The sequence below is a fragment of the Halorhodospira halophila SL1 genome (genome assembly GCF_000015585.1).
Taxonomy (GTDB): Bacteria; Pseudomonadota; Gammaproteobacteria; order Nitrococcales; family Halorhodospiraceae; genus Halorhodospira; species Halorhodospira halophila.
In genome coordinates this window covers 1,130,961-1,149,194 of the sequence record NC_008789.1, presented here as the reverse complement: position 1 = coordinate 1,149,194, position 18,234 = coordinate 1,130,961, and the positions used below count along the sequence as shown (strand labels likewise).

Annotated in this window: 16 protein-coding genes; 5 read left to right on the top strand and 11 right to left on the bottom strand. The window is 67.8% G+C overall.

From position 1 onward, the window contains the following. Positions 1–18 precede the first annotated feature (18 nt). Positions 19–924: a DMT family transporter gene (locus HHAL_RS05410; RefSeq protein WP_011813859.1), complete on the top strand. Its 906-nt coding sequence runs from the start codon at positions 19–21 to the stop codon at positions 922–924. An 8-nt stretch (positions 925–932) separates the two neighbouring features. Here the strand turns inward: HHAL_RS05410 and HHAL_RS05405 are convergent, their stop codons facing one another. From HHAL_RS05405 to gltB, 4 genes are read right to left on the bottom strand one after another with little or no spacing between them, the layout of a single operon-like run. Then, on the bottom strand, positions 933–1,403 hold the full coding sequence (locus HHAL_RS05405) for an NUDIX domain-containing protein (protein WP_011813858.1): 471 nt from the start codon (positions 1,401–1,403) through the stop codon (positions 933–935). Continuing rightward, entirely contained in the window at positions 1,372–2,466 is a 1,095-nt protein-coding gene (hemE, locus tag HHAL_RS05400) for a uroporphyrinogen decarboxylase (RefSeq protein ID WP_011813857.1), read from the bottom strand. Before hemE ends, HHAL_RS05405 begins: the two co-directional genes overlap by 32 nt. 10 nt (positions 2,467–2,476) lie before the next feature. Then, positions 2,477–3,886 carry an FAD-dependent oxidoreductase gene (locus HHAL_RS05395; RefSeq protein WP_011813856.1) on the bottom strand — a complete coding sequence of 470 codons (1,410 nt, stop codon included), beginning with the start codon at positions 3,884–3,886 and terminating at the stop codon, positions 2,477–2,479. A 41-nt stretch (positions 3,887–3,927) separates the two neighbouring features. Then, complete coding sequence (gene gltB, locus HHAL_RS05390; RefSeq protein WP_011813855.1) at positions 3,928–8,388, bottom strand: glutamate synthase large subunit; 4,461 nt, start codon at positions 8,386–8,388, stop codon at positions 3,928–3,930. 260 nt (positions 8,389–8,648) lie between these two features. Between gltB and HHAL_RS05385 the strand changes: the two genes are divergently transcribed. After that, complete coding sequence (locus HHAL_RS05385; protein WP_011813854.1) at positions 8,649–9,083, top strand: MaoC family dehydratase; 435 nt, start codon at positions 8,649–8,651, stop codon at positions 9,081–9,083. Between the two features lie 25 nt (positions 9,084–9,108). Here HHAL_RS05385 and aroE read toward each other — a convergent pair whose 3' ends face one another. The 4 genes from aroE to hemB are packed head-to-tail and all read right to left on the bottom strand — an operon-like array spanning position 9,109 to position 12,919. Continuing rightward, on the bottom strand, positions 9,109–9,921 hold the full coding sequence (gene aroE / locus HHAL_RS05380) for a shikimate dehydrogenase (RefSeq protein ID WP_011813853.1): 813 nt from the start codon (positions 9,919–9,921) through the stop codon (positions 9,109–9,111). Positions 9,922–9,936: 15 nt separating this feature from the next. Beyond that, a complete protein-coding gene (locus tag HHAL_RS05375) occupies positions 9,937–11,187 on the bottom strand; it encodes an inorganic phosphate transporter (protein ID WP_011813852.1) in 1,251 nt (416 codons plus the stop codon). 3 nt (positions 11,188–11,190) lie between these two features. Next, a complete protein-coding gene (locus tag HHAL_RS05370) occupies positions 11,191–11,865 on the bottom strand; it encodes a TIGR00153 family protein (protein WP_011813851.1) in 675 nt (224 codons plus the stop codon). A gap of 4 nt (positions 11,866–11,869) precedes the next feature. After that, positions 11,870–12,919 (bottom strand): porphobilinogen synthase, encoded by a 1,050-nt coding sequence (gene hemB / locus HHAL_RS05365; RefSeq protein WP_011813850.1) that lies wholly within the window; start codon positions 12,917–12,919, stop codon positions 11,870–11,872. A gap of 166 nt (positions 12,920–13,085) precedes the next feature. On the opposite strand from hemB, the gene HHAL_RS05360 reads away from it, so the two are divergent. Next, complete coding sequence (locus HHAL_RS05360) at positions 13,086–13,331, top strand: hypothetical protein (RefSeq protein ID WP_011813849.1); 246 nt, start codon at positions 13,086–13,088, stop codon at positions 13,329–13,331. 101 nt (positions 13,332–13,432) lie between these two features. Here the strand turns inward: HHAL_RS05360 and HHAL_RS05355 are convergent, their stop codons facing one another. The 3 genes from HHAL_RS05355 to HHAL_RS05345 form a co-directional block, all read right to left on the bottom strand. Next, a complete protein-coding gene (locus HHAL_RS05355; protein WP_011813848.1) occupies positions 13,433–14,320 on the bottom strand; it encodes a phosphoribulokinase in 888 nt (295 codons plus the stop codon). Between the two features lie 47 nt (positions 14,321–14,367). After that, positions 14,368–15,048, bottom strand: a complete 681-nt coding sequence (gene rpe, locus HHAL_RS05350) for a ribulose-phosphate 3-epimerase (RefSeq protein WP_011813847.1) — start codon at positions 15,046–15,048, stop codon at positions 14,368–14,370. A 98-nt stretch (positions 15,049–15,146) separates the two neighbouring features. Continuing rightward, positions 15,147–16,103 carry a LysR family transcriptional regulator gene (locus tag HHAL_RS05345; RefSeq protein ID WP_011813846.1) on the bottom strand — a complete coding sequence of 319 codons (957 nt, stop codon included), beginning with the start codon at positions 16,101–16,103 and terminating at the stop codon, positions 15,147–15,149. Positions 16,104–16,301: 198 nt separating this feature from the next. Between HHAL_RS05345 and HHAL_RS05340 the strand changes: the two genes are divergently transcribed. Next, positions 16,302–17,723, top strand: coding sequence for a form I ribulose bisphosphate carboxylase large subunit (locus HHAL_RS05340; RefSeq protein WP_011813845.1), 1,422 nt, complete (start codon positions 16,302–16,304; stop codon positions 17,721–17,723). Positions 17,724–17,742: 19 nt separating this feature from the next. Next, a complete protein-coding gene (locus tag HHAL_RS05335) occupies positions 17,743–18,102 on the top strand; it encodes a ribulose bisphosphate carboxylase small subunit (protein WP_011813844.1) in 360 nt (119 codons plus the stop codon). Positions 18,103–18,234 lie beyond the last annotated feature (132 nt).

Here is an 18,234-nt window from a genome sequence, read left to right as displayed (position 1 = left end):
GTAAGGAGACGTACACCCATGCCGAGGAGTGCCACGCCGTACGCTGCCCAGGACCGGGCCAAGGGCCTGATGATCGCCGCCGCCGGGGTGACGGCGCTGAGCTTCGATGCGGTGTTGGTGCGCATGGCCGGGGCCGAGGGCTGGGACGTGGTCTTCTGGCGGGGGCTGTTGATGGCGCTGGCGGTCAGCGCTCTGCTCTTCGCCACCCAGGGTCGCTACACCCTGCGCATCTGGCGCCGCGGCGGCCGGGCCGCGGCGGCTTCCGGGCTGCTCTTCGGGTTGAACTCGATCCTCTTCGTCTTCGCCGTGCTCAACACCCACGCCGCCAACGTGCTGGTGCTCTTCGCCACCGCGCCGCTCTTCTCGGCGGTGTTCACCTGGCTCTTCCTGCGTGAACCGATCCAGACGCGGACCTGGTGGACCATCGCCGCGGTGATCGTCGGCATGGCGGTGATCTTCAGTGGCCCCGCGGAGCCCGGCGGGCGGCTGGGCGACCTGGCGGCCCTGCTGGCCGCCGCCAATATGGGTGCCAATCTCACCCTGTTGCGCGCCCGGCCGGAGATCAACCGCCTGCCGGTGGTGGCCACCGGCGGTGTGGTGGCCGCCGTGTGCGCGGCGCCCTGGGCGGCGCCGCTGGCGCTGGGCTGGGATAGCTACGCGGTGCTCGGGGTGATGGGCCTGGTGCAGATGCCGCTGGCGCTGCTGCTCATCGCCCAGTCCACCCGGTATCTCCCCTCGCCGGAGGTGAGTCTGGTCCTGCTGCTTGAAGCGGCGCTGGGCCCGGTCTGGGTGTGGCTGGTCTTCGCCGAGGTGCCGCCGGTCCCGTCGATGCTCGGCGGCGCGGTGATCCTGCTGGCGCTGCTCGGATACTTTGCCCGGGATGCCTGGGAGGGGGCCGTGGGGTGGCGATACGGGCGCAGCTGATGCTGGGCTCAGGCGTCGTCGTGCACCGGCCTGGTGATCCGCGCCTCCGCCCAGTCGAGGACCTCGCGAACGCGCGGTGAGGCGAGCCGGTACGCCTCGGCCGGCGTGACCCAGCGGTACTCGTGGTGTTCGGGGCGGCCAAGCTCCGGATTGATCCCCAGGACGACGCGTCGGGTGGTGGTCTCGGCGAGGTAGTAACGGGCCACCTTGCCCTGGGCGTAGGGACCGGTCTCGAAGTAGTGATACCCCCAGCGGAAGCTCAGCTCGGTGATCCCGGCCTCCTCCTGGACCTCGCGGCGGGCCGCCTCGAGGGGTTCCTCGCCGGTTTCCACCTTGCCCTTGGGAAAGTCCCAGTACTGGAAGGCGCGCAGGAGCAGATAGAGCCGCCCCCTCTCGGCGAAGCGCACCGGAATGACGCCCGCCGAGAGGGTGCGCTGTCTCCGCCGCCTACGACGTGGCCGAGGTGGCCGTTGCGTCATGGTAGGCCGGCGAGAGTTCGTGGAGGGCCCGGATCATGGCATCGACATTCTCCGGCGGCGTCTCCGGCTGGATGCCGTGGCCAAGGTTGAACACGTGGCCCGGACCGTGGCCGAACTCTTCCAGGCAGCGGGCCACCTCGCGGCGGATGACCTCGGGGTTGGCGTGGAGCATGCACGGATCGAGGTTCCCCTGCAGGGCCACCCGGCCGCCGATCCGGCGCCGGGCGTCGGCCAGCGAGGTCGTCCAGTCGAGGCCGACGCCGTCACAGCCGGTGTCGGCGATATCCTCCAGCCACTGGCCGCCGCCCTTGGTGAACAGGGTGACCGGGATACGACGCCCCTCGCGCTCGCGGGGGAGTTGCTCGAGGATGCGCTGCATATAGGCCAGCGAGAACTCCCGGTAACGCACCGGATCCAGGGCCCCGCCCCAGGTGTCAAAGATCATCAGCGCCTGCGCGCCAGCCTCTACCTGGCCGTTGAGGTAGTCGGCCACGGTGTCGGCGAGCTTGGCCATCAGCCGGTGCGCGGCCTCCGGCTCGTTGAAGAGCAGACTCTTGCTGGCGGCGAAGGTCTTGCTCGAGCCGCCTTCGATCATGTAAGTGGCCAGGGTCCACGGGCTGCCGGTGAAGCCGATCAGCGGCACCTGTCCGTTCAGCTCCTTGCGGCAGGCTGCCACCGCATCCATGACGTAGCGCAGCTCTTTCTGGGCCGAGGGCTGGGGCAGCCGGTCGATGTCGGCGGCGGTCTTGACCCGGTGCTCGAAGACCGGCCCCTCGCCGGTGACGAAGTTCAGGCCGAGCCCCATGGCCTCGGGGATGGTGAGGATGTCCGAGAAGAGAATGGCGGCGTCGAGCTCGTAGCGCTCCAGCGGCTGCATGGTCACCCGGGCCGCCAGCTCGGGGCTGCGGCACAGGCCCATGAAGCTGCCGGCCTGGGCCCGCACCTCTCGATATTCGGCCAGATAGCGGCCGGCCTGGCGCATCATCCAGACCGGGGTCCGGTCCACGGGCTGGCGCTGGAAAGCGCGCAGGATTCGATCGTTCTTGAGCTCAGAGCTGCTCACCGCGTCACTCCTATACCTGTAGGTGATCAAGGATGCCCTTGGCTGCCTCACGGCCTTCCCAGACAGCCGTCACGACCAGATCGGAGCCGCGCACCATGTCGCCGGCGGCGAAGATCTTCGGGTTCGTGGTCTGCCCGAAGGGTCCACCCTGCCGGGTGACACGCACCTGGCCCCGATCGTCGAGCTCGACGCCGTGCTGCTCCAGCCACTGCGGCGGGCTGGGCCGAAAGCCGAAGGCGATGATCAGGCTATCGGCCGGCAGCACCTCTTCGGAGCCGGGCACCGGCTCCGGGCGGCGTCGCCCGTGTTCGTCCGGGGCACCGAGCTCGGTCCGGACTACCTTAACCCCTTCGATGTGGTTTTCTCCAATGACTTCGATCGGCTGGCGGTTCCACAGGAACTCGACCCCCTCCTCTTTGGCGTTCTCGACCTCGCGCCGGGAGCCGGGCATGTTCTGCTCGTCCCGCCGGTAGGCACAGGTGACGCTGGCTGCGCCCTGGCGAATGGCCGTGCGGTTGCAGTCCATGGCGGTGTCGCCGCCGCCGAGGACCACCACCCGCTTGCCGTGCAGGTTGATGAAGTCGTCCTCCGAGGCCTGCCAGCCCTCCTCGCGGTTGATGTTGGAGACCAGGTAGGGCAATGCCTCGTAGACCCCGGGCAGGTCCTCGCCGGGGAAGCCACCCCGCATGTAGGTGTAGGTGCCGGTGCCGAGGAAGACCGCGTCGTACTCGGCAAGGAGATCATCGAAGCCGACATCCTGGCCGACCTCGGTGTTCAGGCGGAACTCGACGCCGATGCCTTCGAGGATCTCTCGGCGGCGGCGGACGATGTCCTTGTCGAGCTTGAACGGCGGGATGCCGAAGGTGAGCAGACCACCGATCTCCGGGTAGCGGTCGAAGACCACCGGCCGAACCCCGTTGCGGGCAAGGATGTCGGCGGCGCCCAGTCCGGCGGGGCCGGCGCCGATGACGGCCACCCGCCTGCCGGTGTCGACCACGTCGCTGACATCGGGCCGCCAGCCCAGGCGCAGGGCCTCATCGCTGATGTACTTCTCCACCGAGCCGATGGTTACCGCGCCGAACCCGTCGTTGAGGGTGCAGGCCCCCTCGCAAAGGCGGTCCTGCGGGCAGACCCGGCCACACACGTCGGGCAGGGTGTTGGTCTTGTGAGAGAGCTCGGCAGCCGCGAACAGGTTGCCCTCGGCCACCAGCTGCAGCCAGTGCGGGATGTAGTTGTGGACGGGGCACTTCCACTCGCAGTAGGGATTGCCGCAGTCGAGGCAACGCCCTGCCTGGGCGGCGGCGGTCTGCTCGTCGTAGCGGCCGTAGATCTCGGCGAAGCGACGGATGCGCTCGTCGACCGGGACCTTGTCCGGGTCGCGGCGCGGGATCTCGAGGAATTGGAAGACACTGCTGGACATGGCTGACTGTTCCGTCCGTGCTCGGGCCCCGCCGGCGGCCGTCAGGCCGCCTGGCGGAGCGTATCGAGGATGGTGTGAAGATCGGCGGCCTTCGGCTTGACCAGCCAGAAGCGGGGCAGGTAGCCGCGGAAGTCGTCGAGGACCGCCCGTCCCCACACGCTGCCGGTCTCGGCCACGAACTCGCGGATCAGCTCGCGCAGGTAGTTGCGGTGAGCCTCCATGTTCTCCGACTGCAGTCGGTGGATGTCGATGAGCTCGTGGTTGTAGCGATCGGCGAAAGTGCCGGCCTCGTCGAGGACGAAGGCGAGACCGCCGGTCATGCCGGCGCCGAAGTTGACGCCGGTGGGTCCGAGCACGCAGACCACGCCGCCGGTCATGTACTCGCAGCCGTGATCGCCGACCCCCTCCACCACCGCGGTGGCCCCCGAGTTGCGGACCCCGAAGCGCTCGCCGACGGTGCCGGCGGCGTAGAGCCGGCCACCGGTGGCACCGTAGAGGCAGGTGTTGCCCATGATGGTGGTCTTGCGGGCCTCGAACCGGCTGCCCTGGGGCGGGTAGAGGACCAGCTTGCCGCCGGCCATGCCCTTGCCGACGTAGTCGTTGGCGTCCCCCTCGAGCACCATGTGCAAGCCGCCGGCGTTCCACACGCCGAAGCTCTGCCCGGCGGTCCCGGTCAGGCGCAGGGTGATGGGGTGGTCCGCCATGCCCTGATTGCCGTGGCGGCGGGCGATCTCGCCGCTGAGCCGCGCCCCGATGGAGCGGTTGTTGTTGCGCAGCGTGTAGTGGAACTCGCCGCCGGAGCCGGCCTCGATGGTCGGCAGGCAGTCGGCGACCATCTGCTCGGCGAGCTCGCCCTTGTCGAAGGGCACGTTGGACGGCTCCAGGCAGCGCTTGGGCTTGTCCTCCGGCACCCCGCCGTCGGAGAGGATCGGCGAGAGGTCCAGGCGCCCCTGGCGCTCGGTCTCGCCGGGCAGGACCTCCAGCAGATCGGTTCGGCCGATGAGATCCTCCAGCCGGCGGACACCCAGAAGCGCGAGCCACTCGCGGGTTTCTTCGGCGACGAAGCGGAAGTAGTTGGCCACCTTCTCGGCGGTGCCGACGAAGTGCTTGAGCCGCAGGACGTTGTCCTGGGTGGCCACGCCCGTGGCGCAGTTGTTCAGATGGCAGATGCGCAGGTACTTGCAGCCGAGTGCCACCATGGGCGCGGTGCCGAAGCCGAAGCTCTCGGCGCCGAGGATGGCCCCTTTGACCACGTCGAGACCGGTCTTCATGCCGCCGTCGGCCTGGAGGCGTACTTTGTCGCGCAGGTCATTGGCGCGCAGGGTCTGGTGGGTCTCGGTCAGGCCCAACTCCCACGGGCCACCGGCGTACTTCACCGAGGTCAGCGGGCTGGCGCCGGTACCGCCGTCGTAGCCGGCGATGGTGATCAGGTCGGCGTAGGCCTTGGCCACGCCGGCGGCCACGGTGCCGACACCGGCCTCGGCCACCAGCTTGACCGAGACCTGGGCCTCCGGGTTGACCTGCTTGAGGTCGAAGATCAGCTGCGCCAGGTCCTCGATGGAGTAGATGTCGTGGTGAGGCGGCGGCGAGATGAGGGCCACGCCGGGCTTGGAGTAGCGCAGCCGGGCGATCATCTCGTTGACCTTGTGCCCGGGCAGCTGCCCCCCCTCGCCGGGCTTGGCGCCCTGGGCCACCTTGATCTGCAGGACCTCGGCGTTGACCAGGTAGTGCGGGGTCACGCCGAAGCGCCCCGAGGCGATCTGCTTGATCTTCGAGACCCGGTCGGTGCCGTAGCGGGCCGGGTCCTCGCCGCCCTCGCCGGAGTTCGACCGGCCACCGAGGCGATTCATGGCCATGGCCAGCGCCTCGTGGGCCTCCGGTGAGAGCGCGCCGAGGCTCATCCCGGCGGAGTCGAACCGGGTGAGGATGTCGTCGATGGGCTGCACTTCGTCCACCGCGATGCCCTGATCCGGCACCTTCAGCCCGAGCAGGTCGCGCAGGGTGGCGGTGGGGCGCTGGTTGACCGCGTCGGCGAAGCGCTTGTAGGTGGCGTAGTCGCCGTCCTCCACCGCCTGCTGGAGGTAGGAGACCACCTCGGGGTTGTAGCAGTGGTACTCGCCGCCGTGGACGTACTTGAAGACGCCGCCCTGATCGAGGAGCTCCGTGGCTCGGTGGGCGCGGCGGGCCAGCTCGCGGGCGTCGGCCTCCAGGTCGGAGAAGTTCATGCCCTGGATGCGGTTGGTGGTGCCGGTGAAGCACAGGTCCACCACCTCGTCGGCCAGGCCCACGGACTCGAACAGCTGCGCGCCGCGGTAGCTGGCGATGGTGGAGATCCCCATCTTGGAGAGGATCTTGTACAGCCCCTTGTTCAGCCCCTTGCGATAGTTGAGGCAGAGCGCCTCGACGTCGCCCTCCATCCGCCCCGAGCGGGCCATCTCGGCCACCACTTCGTAGGCCAGGTAGGGGTAGACGCAGGTGGCGCCGTACCCGATCAGGCAGCCGATATGGTGGGGATCGCGGGCGGTGCCGGTCTCGACGATGAGGTTGGCGTTGCAGCGCAGGCCCCGGGCCACCAGGCGGTGGTGCACGGCGCCGGTGGCGAGCAGAGCGTGGATGGTCAGCCGGCCGCGCTCAACCCGGCGGTCGGAGAGCACCACCAGCGTGGAGCCGGCCCGGACGGCCGCCTCGGCCTCGGCGGCGACCGCCTCGATGGCACTGCGCAGGTTCAGCTGACTGGGGTCGTAGGTCAGGTCGATGACCGTATGGGCGTACTCCGGATCATCCAGCGCCTTGATGGCGGCGAACTTGGCCCCGGAGAGCACCGGCGAGTCCACCGTGATGCGCTTGGCGTGGTCCTCGGATTCGTCGAACAGGTTTTTCTCGCGCCCCAGGCAGGTCTCGAGCGACATCACGATCCGCTCGCGCAGCGGGTCGATGGCCGGGTTGGTGACCTGGGCGAACTGCTGGCGGAAGGTGTCGTACAGCGCGCGGACCCTGCGCGAGAGTACCGGCAGCGGGGTGTCGTCGCCCATGGAGCCGACGGCCTCCTGGCCGCCCTCGGCCATGGGCTTCATCACCTGGTCGCGCTCCTCGAACGAGATGCCAAAGAGCTTCTGATGGACATCGAGGGCGTTCTGGTCGAGCTGCGGGCTCTTGCCGTCGAACCCGGCCAGGGGCTCGAGGCGGCGCAGGTGCTCACTGAGCCAGGCCTTGTAGGGCTTGCGCCGCATCAGCCGCTCGTCGATCTGCTCGGGGGTGAGCAGCTGCCCGGTCTCGGTGTCGGCGGCGAGCATCTCGCCGGGTTTGAGCCGTCCCTTGGCCACTACCTCGGCGGGGTCGTAGTCCCAGACGCCGATCTCCGAGGCCAGGGTGATGTGGCGGTCGCGGGTCATCACCCAGCGCGCCGGACGCAGCCCGTTGCGATCCAGGGAGCAGGCGGCGTGGCGGCCGTCGGTGAGGACGATGCCGGCCGGCCCGTCCCAGGGCTCGCAGTGCATCGAGTGGTACTCGTAGAACGCCCGCAGGTCCGCGTCCATGGAGTCGACGTTCTGCCAAGCCGGCGGCATCAGCAGGCGCATGGCGCGGAAGATGTCCATCCCACCCTGGAGGAGCACATCGAGCATGTTGTCGAGGCTCGAGGAGTCGGACCCCTCGCTGTTGACCAGCGGGTGGACCGCTTCCATGTCGGGGATGAGCGGCGTGTTGAGCGTAAAGGCCCGGGCGTTGGCCCAATTACGGTTGCCCTGGATGGTATTGATCTCGCCGTTGTGGGCCAGATACCGGAAGGGTTGGGCCAGGCGCCACTGGGGCAGGGTGTTGGTGGAGAAACGCTGGTGGAAGACGCAGAGGGAAGAGGCGAGGCGCGGGTCCTGGAGGTCCTGGTAGAACGCGGGCAGGTAATCCGGCATCACCAGCCCCTTGTAAGAGAGGACCCGGCCCGAGAGGCTGGCGACGTAGAAGACCTCGTCTTCGCTGCTGATCGCCTTCTCGGTGAGTCGTCGGGCGATGAACAGCCGCCGCTCCAGGTCCTGGGCCTCCATCCCCGGATCGGCATTGACGAAGGCTTGCTCGATCCGGGGACAGGTCTGGAGGGCCTGGGCCCCCAGCGCCGAGGTGTCTACCGGCACCTCGCGGAATCCGGCCGGCTCCAGCCCTTGGCTGCGCAGCGCTTGGCGCAGCGCCTCGCGCGCCGCTTCGGCGAAGCCCTCCTCGGGATGGAGGAACAGGCTGCCCACGGCGAACTGCTCGTCGAGGTCCAGCCCGGCCTCGTGCGCCACCGCCCGCAGGAAGGCGTCGGGTTTGGTCAGTAGCAGGCCGCAGCCGTCGCCGGTCTTGCCGTCGGCGGCTACCGCGCCGCGGTGGGTGAGTCGCCCGAGGGCGGCTACGGCGGTTTCGATGAGCCAATGGCTGGGGTTACCATCCATATGGGCAATCAGCCCGAAACCGCAGTTGTCTCGTTCGAAGCTGGGCCGGTACAGGCCGGGTGCGTTTTCGTCCGTCACGGTCGCCTCTGGATGCTGCGGGGTCGTTTTTTGATGGGGCGGCCGGTCCGCTATGCCCGGTGTGCCGCCGGTGTCGATCACCCGCCGACAAAAGCGGGACGGTAGTATATTCACGAGCCTCTGTGGGCGCAAACGCCGAGTGCGGGTGGTTCGGCGCGCCGTCCCTGTGGTCTTTTTGCCCTGGCGCGTGTCAGAGTGACAACCCATTCACCATCCGTATTTGCCGGGGGTCGGCGCCGGCAGCGATCGGGAGCGCGCGTATGGTTCACGAGTTGCAGGGTTACTGCGTGGAGGATCTGGAGCCGGGGATGGCCGGGTCGTATACGCGGACCGTCACCGAGGCGGATCTGGTCCTCTTCGCGGGTCTTTCCGGAGACAACAACCCCGTCCACATCAACGAGGAGTTCGCCTCGACGACCTTCGCCAAGGGGCGGATCGCCCACGGGCTGTTCCTCGGTGGGCTGATCTCCTGCGTCCTTGGCACCCGCATGCCGGGGCCCGGCGCCATCTACCTGGGGCAGCAGCTGCGTTTCCAGGCCCCGGTGCGCATCGGCGACACCGTCCGCGCCGAGGCGACGGTGCTCGAGGTCGATGCCCAGCGGCGCCGGGTGCGGCTGGATACCCGCTGCTACGTGCGCAAGCGTACCGTGCTCACCGGTGAGGCCGAGGTGATGGTCAACAGCCGCGAGGAGTAGCCGCGGTCGGGGCGGGTGGGCCGCGTCAGGCCCCGATGCGCAGCGCCTCGATCACCGGGGCCGTTTGCGGGTAGGTGCCGCGCCACTGATAGAAAGACTCCGCGGCCTGCTCGACCAGCATGCCCAACCCGTCACACACGGTGACGGCGCCCCGGGCCCGTGCCCAGGCCATGAACGGCGTGTCCTCGTCCGCGTAAACCAGATCGTAGGCCGTGGCGCCGGGGGCGAGGAGGTCGTCGGGCAGTGGCGGCATCTCGCCCTGTAGTCCGGCGGCCGTGGTGTTGATGACCACCTCGAAGCGTTCCCCGGCGAGTACATCGAAGCCGCAGGCACGGATCCGGTGGTCGTTGCCGGCCAGTGCCTCGGCTCGGTCCACTGTGCGATTGGCGATCACCACTGTCCGCGGGTCTTCACCGAGCAGGTCGTGCAGCACCCCCCGGGCGGCGCCGCCGGCGCCGAGCAGGAGCAGCCGTCGGCCGGCCAGGTCGATGCCGTGGTTGGTCTGCAGGTCGCGCAGCAGGCCGATACCGTCGGTGTTGTCGCCAAAGTGCCGGCCGTCGGGCTCGGCGCGCAGGGTGTTCACGGCGCCGGCGGCCCGCGCCCGATCGCTGAGGGTATCGGCGAAGGTGTACGCCGCCCCCTTGAACGGCACGGTGACGTTGAGCCCGTGCCCCCCGCCGGCGAAGAACGCCTCGGCCACGGGGGCGAAGTGGTCCTCCGGGGCCCACAGGCGGTGGTAGTGCAGATCGGCACCCACCTCGGCGGCGAAGCGGGTGTGGATCTGTGGCGACTTGCTGTGGGCAATCGGGTTGCCGACGACGGCGTAGTGATCGCTCATGCGGTGTTTCCCGGTTTAGCCGAAGCTCCAGTAGAGCAGATAGAAGAAGATGACGGCCAGGATGCCGCCGGCGGGCAGGGTGACCAGCCACGACATGAACACTCCGGTCACCACCCGCAGGTCGATGGCGGCGAGACCGCGGGCCAGGCCGACGCCGAGCACGGCCCCCACCAGCGTGTGGGTGGTGGAGATAGGCAGGCCGATGCCCGAGGCGGTGACCACGGTCCCGGCGGTGGCCAGGTTGCAGGCGAACCCGCGGCTTGGGGTCAACTGCGTGATGTTCTTGCCGACGGTGGCGATGACGTGGCGGCCGAGCATGAGCAGGCCGGCGACGATGCCCACGGCGCCCAGGACCAGGATCCAGATGGGTACCGGCGCCTCGGCCTGGATCTCGCCGCTGGTCACCGTGGCCACCACCGCGGCGACCGGGCCGACGGCGTTGGCTACGTCGTTGGAGCCATGGGCGAAGGCCATGGCGCAGGCGGTGATGATCATCAGCACGGCGAAGACCCGCTCGACGTTGCGGAACTGGTAGCGCCGGTGTGGGCGCTCATCGAACCGGGTGCGGTGGATGGCCACCTTGCCGGCCCACGCCATGGCCAGGCCAATACCCAGGGACAGCGACAGATTGGTGGTGAAGCCCAGGTCCAGCCCGATGTGCTGCAGCCCCCGGAAGAGGGTGATCACGGAGACAAAGAAGCCAGTGAGGAAGATATAGAATGGCACCCACTTCTTGGCCGCCTCAAGGGGGTGGCGGCGGTCGAGCACCAGCACCTGCACGGAGCGGAACAGTGCGAAACTGACGACTGCGGCGATCAGCGGCGAGGTCACCCAGCTGGCTGCCACCTGCCCGACGGCCGGCCAGTGGATGGCGCCCCAGCCGAGCCCGGCGATGCCGAAGCCCACCAGAGCGCCGATGATCGAGTGCGTGGTGGATACCGGCCACCCCCGCCAGGACGCCACCAGCAGCCAGCAGCCGGCAGCGGCAAGGGCGGCCAGCATGCCGAAGACGAGGATCTCCTCCTCGCCGACCAGGGACGAGGTGTCGACGATCCCGCCACGCACGGTGGCGGCCACCGCGCCACCGGCGAGCACCGCACCGGCGAACTCGAAGATGGCGGCGATCACCACCGCCTGGCGGATGGTCAGCGCCCGCGAGCCCACCGAGGTGGCCATGGCATTGGCTACGTCGTTGGCGCCGATGCCCCACGCCATAAACAAGCCAAACGCAGCGGCGAGGAACAGGTAGACGACCGCGTATTCCATGCCTCAGCGTGCGAGCAGGATCTGGAACCGTGCGCCGGTCTGTTGCGCACGATCGGCCAGGGTGCCCAGAGCCTCGATGATCTGGTAGAGGAACATGACGTCCACCGGGTAGAGGTCGCGCTCGATCTCGAACAGCTGCGAGCGCAGCTGGACCTGCATGCGATCGGTCTCTGCTTCGACGTCGTCGAGTTTTTCCAGCAGGCTCTCGACGATCTCCAGTTCCGCACCGCGGAAGCCAGCCTCGACCAGTTCGTCGAGTTCGCGCACCGAGGCCTTAGCCTGGCGTGCCGCCTCGATGCCCTGGTCGAGCAGGCCGAGGGTGGCCTCGATCAGGGCCGATGGCCACTGCATCTGGCGGCCGATCATCAGCCCGGCGATGTCCTTGCTCTTATTGGCGATACGGTCCTGGGCGCGCAGCAGCTCTAGGAAGTCGCGCCGGTCCCAGGGCATGAACAGGTCCGGGGGGAGGTGGGCGCGGATCTCCTTCTTCAGCCGATCCGCCTCGTGCTCGTGGTGGACGATCTGGCGGTGGGCGTCGCGCATGCGCTGCACGTCGCCCACCGCCGAGGCCCGGAAAAGCTCCGGCAGCACCTCCACGCAGTCGACCACCTCGGCCATGTGCTGCTGCAGAGGGGCGACCGGTGAGGAGCCGAAGATCCGGGCGAAGTAACTTTTCAATGTATCAGCCCTCTTCCCGGAGCCACTCGGCCGCCGCCCGCGCGTGGTAGGTCAGGATGCCGTCGGCACCGGCACGGCGCAGCGACATCAGCGCCTCGAGGACGCATTCGCGCTCGTCGAGCCAGCCGTTCTGGGCGGCGGCCTTCAGCATGGAGTACTCGCCGCTGACCTGGTAGGCGAAGGTCGGGACGCCGAATTCGTCCTTGATCCGCCGGATCACGTCCAGGTAGGGCAGGCCCGGCTTGACCATGAACATATCGGCCCCTTCCTGCAGGTCGAGGGCTACCTCGTGCAGGGCTTCGTCGCTGTTGCCCGGGTCCATCTGGTAACTGTCCTTGCCGGGGCCGGCCACGCCGCTGCCGAGGTTGTCGGACGACCCCACCGCATCGCGGAACGGACCGTAGTAGCAGGAGGCGTACTTGGCCGCGTAGGAGAGGATGCGCACGTTGCGGTGGTCGTGGGACTCCAGCGCGCTGCGGATGGCGCCTATGCGGCCGTCCATCATGTCCGACGGGCCGACCACGTCGGCACCGGCCTCGGCGTGGGACAGCGCCTGGCGGACCAAGACCTCGACGGTCTCCTCGTTCATGACGTACCCGGTCTCGTCGATGAGACCGTCCTGCCCGTGGCTGGTGAACGGGTCCAGGGCGACGTCGGTCATGACGCCCATCTCGGGGACCGCGTCCTTGACCGCGCGCACGGCGCGCTGGGCGATGCCGCTCGGGTTGTAGGCCTCCCGCGCATCCTCGCTCTTCACCTCGGCCGGGGTGACCGGGAAGATGGCGATCAGCGGGATACCAAGTGCGTGCAGTTCCCGGGCCTCGTGAACCAACCGATCGATGGTCATGCGCTCGACACCGGGCATGGAGGGCACCGGCTCGGTGCGGTCCTCACCGTCGAGGACGAAGACCGGCTGGATCAGGTCCTCTGGGCCGAGTCGGGTCTCCCGCATGAGCCGGCGGGAGAAGGCGTCGCGGCGCATCCGGCGAGGGCGCCGTAAGGGGTAGCCGCCATTGAACTGCGGTTGGGAGCTCCGTGTCACGACCGCCTCCATTGTTTCACGCTGCCTTCGAAGGCCTTGATTATGCCCGCTCCCCCGGCCGTGCCCAAGGGTCCGGTCCCGGGGAACTTGACGCAGTGGCCGGGTGTCAGTGTGGTTGAGGCGTGAACAGCCGATTCACCTCGATTGATTCCAAATCGCCATAGAGAGGAGAGGGTTGATGCGTAAGCTTGCGACTATCCTGGGGATCCTGACCGTCGCTGGCGGACTCACGCTGGCGGGCTGCGGCGGCGGTGACGATTTCGAGGAGCTCGACGAGTTCGAGGAGATGCCGGAGGGTGATGAGCCGGCACCCATGGATGAAGACGAGGCCTTCGACGAAGACTTCGAGGATAACTTCGACGACGATTTTGACGACGGCTTCGAGGATGACTTCGGCGACGAGGATCTCGAAGAGGAGTTCTAAGTCGTGATGGCCCGGGCCAGCGGGTCAGGCGTACGTAAAGAGGGGGGTGCCACGCGGTGGCACCCCCCTCTTTTTGCTTCATTGAGGTGGGCTGCTACCGTCTAACGGGTGCCCTTGAGCTTGCGGCTGCGCTCGACAAACTCGTGGATGATCGGCGTCATGATCAGCTCCATGGCGAAGCCGGTCTTCCCGCCGGGGACCACCATGGTGTTGCGCCGGGACATGAACGAGTCCGGGATCATGTTCAGCAGGTACGGGAAGTCGATCCCGAAGCGCTCCGGCTGACGGAAGCGGATCACCGTGAAGGACTCGTCCGGTGTCGGCACGTCCCGGGCAATGAACGGGTTGGAGGTGTCCACCGTGGGTACGCGCTGGAAGTTGATGTCCGTCCGCGAGAACTGCGGCGTAACGTAGTTCACGTAGTCCGGCATGCGCCGCAGGATGGTGTCCACGGTTTTCTCCGCCGTGTAGCCGCGCTCGGCGCCGTCGCGGTGGATCTTCTGGATCCACTCCAGGTTGACGATGGGCACCACGCCGACGAGCAGGTCCACGTGCTGTGCGACGTTGTGCTCCTCGGTCACCACGCCGCCGTGCAGCCCCTCGTAGAACAGCAGGTCGCTGTCCTGGCCGGCGTCCTCCCAGTCGGTGAACTCGCCGGGCTGCAGGCCGTAGGGCTCCGCCTCCTCGTCGCTGTGGAGATACTTGCGGCGCCGACAGATCCCTTCCTGGCCGTAGCGGTGGAAGGAGTTCTCGAGTTCACCGAAGACGTTGGCCTCGGGCCCGAAGTGGCTCAGGTTGCGTCCCTCCTCGGCGGCTCGGGCCAGCTGGTCACGCATCTCCTGGCGGTTGAAGCGGTGGAAGGCGTCGCCCTCGATCACCACCGGGGTGACCTGCTCACGGCGGAAGATGTGCTCGAAGGCGTTCTTGACGGTGCTGGTCCCTGCCCCGGAGGAGCCTGTGACCGCGATGATGGGATGCTTCTCGGACATGGCTTGACCCTCTTGCTCGCTTACTGAAGATTCCCTTGGACGCGAGCTCAGCCGGCGCGGTGCGCAGCCTCGAGCTCCTTGCGCATATCGGCAATGGCCTGGCCGTAATCGTCGGCGCCAAAGACCGCCGAGCCGGCCACGAAGGTGTCTGCGCCGGCCTCGGCCACCTGACGGATGTTCTCGGCCTTGATCCCGCCGTCGACCTCGAGACGGGCCCCGGGGTTCAGCTCGTCGATCAGTCGCCGGGCTTCGCGGATCTTGTCGACGGTTCCGGGGATGAACTTCTGCCCCCCGAAGCCGGGGTTGACCGACATCAGCAGCACCATGTCGACCTTGTCCGCGACATAGCGCAGGCAATCGAGCGGCGTGGCCGGGTTGAACACCAGGCCGGCCTTGCAGCCGTGCTCGCGGATCAGGCTCAGGGAGCGGTCGACGTGCTCGCTGGCCTCCGGGTGGAAGGTGATCCAGTCGGCACCGGCCGCGGCGAAGTCCGGGATGATTCGGTCCACCGGCTTGATCATCAGGTGCACGTCGATGGGCGCGGTGATGCCGTGATCGCGCAGCGCCTGGCAGACCAGCGGGCCGATGGTCAGGTTGGGGACGTAGTGGTTGTCCATGACGTCGAAGTGGATGACGTCGGCGCCGGCCTGGAGCACGGCGTTGACCTCATCGCCCAGGCGGGCGAAGTCGGCGGACAGGATGGACGGTGCGATCCACGGCTTGTTCATGGGTACTCCTCCCGGCTTGAACCCAGGGCGCCACGGCAACCTAAGGCCGGGGCGCCCCGTGGGGAACTAAGGATTGATGATTATTGGAATAAACGGGCTCACGGAACGGCCTGCAGCGGTGGTTCCTGCGGGGGCGCGACGCCCGGGGTCTCGGGGACCTGCCAGTGCCGGTGGGCCTCGTCGAGGATGAACTGGCGGAATGCCTCGGCGGCCGGCGACAGGCGCTTGCCCGAGCGGTGTACCAGGTACCACTGCCGCTCCAGGGGGAAGCCCTCCACGTTGAGCACGCGTAGGCGGCCCAGCTCCAGCTCCAGGGCCACCGTGTGGATCGAGACGACGCCGAGGCCGAGTCCGGCCTGTACCGACTGTTTGATGGCCTCGTTGGAGCTCATCTCCAGCCCGCCGCGCAGGTTCATGCCGCGCTCCTCGAGCACGCGCTGTACGGCGTTGCGGGTGCCCGAACCCTGCTCGCGGAGCACGAAGAGTTCGTCCTGCAGGCGCTCGAGCGGAATCGGTGAACCGTCGGCCAGCGGGTGGTCTGGCGCGGCGATGATCACCAGCGGGTTGGGCATGAAGGCCTCGGCGGCGACGTCCAGCCCCTCGGGGGGGCGGCCCATGACGGCCAGATCCATTTCGTTGTCTTGGATGCGGCGGATGACTCCCTCCCGGTTGGTGACCTCCAGCTGGAAGGTCACGCCCGGCTGGCGCCGGGTGAAGGCGGCGAGCAGATCGGTGGCGAAGTAGTTGGCGGTCGAGGCCACCGTCAGCCGCAGGCGCCCGCTGTTGAGCCCGCGCAGGGCCTCGAGGCCGTCGGCAAGCTCGCGCAGCTCGGCGGAGATGCGTTGAGCATAGCGCCGCACCTCCTCCCCCGCCTCGGTGAGGTAGATTCGTTTACCGATCTGCTCGAACAGTGGCAGCCCGACCTGTTGCTCGAGCTGTTTGATCTGCATGGAGACCGCCGGTTGCGTGAGATAGAGCTCCTCGGCGGCGCGCGTGAAACTGAGGTGTCGGGCTACAGACTCGAACACCTGTAGCTGCCGTAGTGTGATGTTCATCCTCCTGGGCCTCCCCCTCGGCTTGTTAATAATTGAAAGCTTATCCAAATAGCAAAAACAATTTCTTTTTCTTCTTGAGTGGCAAGGCTATGCTGTCACGAGACATGCCGCAAGGGGCATCGAGAAGGACCGGCGCTGCAGGGAAGGCCCCGGGGGCGTGTTTGGACTTAAAAGCAGAAACGCTTGAGGAGAGGATCGATGGCTAGCAAGACGTACACCGCGGGCGTCAAGGACTATCGGGAGACCTACTGGGAGCCCGATTACAAGATCAAGGATAGCGACCTGTTGGCCGTGTTCAAGGTGACGCCGCAGCCCGGCGTAGACCGCGAGGAGGCTGCCGCTGCGGTCGCGGCCGAGTCCTCTACCGGCACCTGGACCACGGTCTGGACCGACCTGCTCACCGACCTGGAGCACTATAAGGGCCGCGCCTACAAGGTCGAGGACGTGCCGGGCGACGACGAGGCCTTCTACGCCTTCATCGCTTACCCCATCGACCTCTTCGAAGAGGGTTCGATTGTTAACGTGTTCACCTCTCTGGTGGGCAACGTCTTCGGTTTCAAGGCCGTGCGCGCCCTGCGCCTGGAAGATGTGCGCTTCCCGCTGCACTTTGTGATGACCTGCCCCGGGCCGCCGAACGGCATCCAGGTCGAGCGGGACAAGATGAACAAGTACGGCCGCCCGCTGCTCGGCTGCACCATCAAGCCGAAGCTCGGCCTCTCCGCCAAGAACTACGGCCGTGCCGTCTACGAGTGCCTGCGCGGCGGTCTCGACTTCACCAAGGACGACGAGAACGTTAACTCCCAGCCGTTCATGCGCTGGCGGGATCGCTTCGAGTTCGTCATGGAGGCGATCCAGAAGGCCGAGGAGGAGACCGGCGAGCGCAAGGGCCACTACCTCAACGTCACCGCCCCGACGCCGGAGGAGATGTACAAGCGTGCCGAGTTCGCCAAGGAGCTGGGCGCACCGATCATCATGCACGACTACATTACCGCCGGCTTCTGCGCCCACCAGGGCCTGGCCAACTGGTGCCGGGACAACGGCATGCTGCTGCACATCCACCGCGCCATGCACGCCGTGCTCGACCGCAACCCGAACCACGGCATCCACTTCCGGGTCCTGACCAAGATCCTGCGCCTGATGGGCGGCGACCAGCTGCACACCGGCACGGTGGTCGGCAAGCTCGAGGGCGACCGCCAGTCGACGCTGGGCTGGATCGATCTGCTGCGCAAGCCCTACATCGAGGAGGACCGCTCCCGCGGCCTGTTCTTCGACCAGGACTGGGGTGCGATGCCCGGGGCCTTCGCCGTCGCCTCCGGCGGCATCCACGTCTGGCACATGCCGGCGCTGCTGTCGATCTTCGGCGACGACGCGGTCTTCCAGTTCGGTGGCGGCACGCTGGGCCACCCGTGGGGCAATGCCGCCGGCGCTGCGGCCAACCGCGTGGCCCTGGAGGCCTGCGTCAAGGCGCGCAACGAGGGGCGTGAGCTCGAGAAGGAGGGCAAGGAGATCCTCACCGAGGCCGCCAAGTCGAGCCCCGAGCTCAAGGCCGCCATGGAGACCTGGAAGGAGATCAAGTTCGAGTTCGACACCGTGGACAAGCTGGACACGGCGCACCGGTAAAGGGGAAGGAGACTGAGCAATGAGTGAGATCCAGGATTACAACTCCAAGCTGTCCGATCCGAACAGCCGTCGCTTCGAGACCTTCTCCTACCTGCCGGAGATGAGCGACGCCGACGTCCGCAAGCAGGTCCAGTACATCGTCGACCAGGGCTGGAACCCGGCTATCGAGCACACCGAGCCGGAAAACGCCTTCGACCACTACTGGTACATGTGGAAGCTGCCGATGTTCGGGGAGACCGATGTGGACGCCATCCTCAAGGAGGCCGAGGCGTGCCATAAGGCGCACCCGGAGCACCACGTGCGCCTGATCGGTTACGACAACTACCGGCAGACGCAGGGCACGGCGATGGTGATCTATCGGGGGCCCATCGACGCCTAGCGGTGACGCGGTCCCGGGCCGCCGCCCGCTCCTCGGGGCGGGCGGCGGCACCGGCGGCTGATTCAGCCACCGCTTTTCGCATGGTGTCCGGGTTCGTCCACGGAGGGATGGACAACGCACCCCGCACGGGGC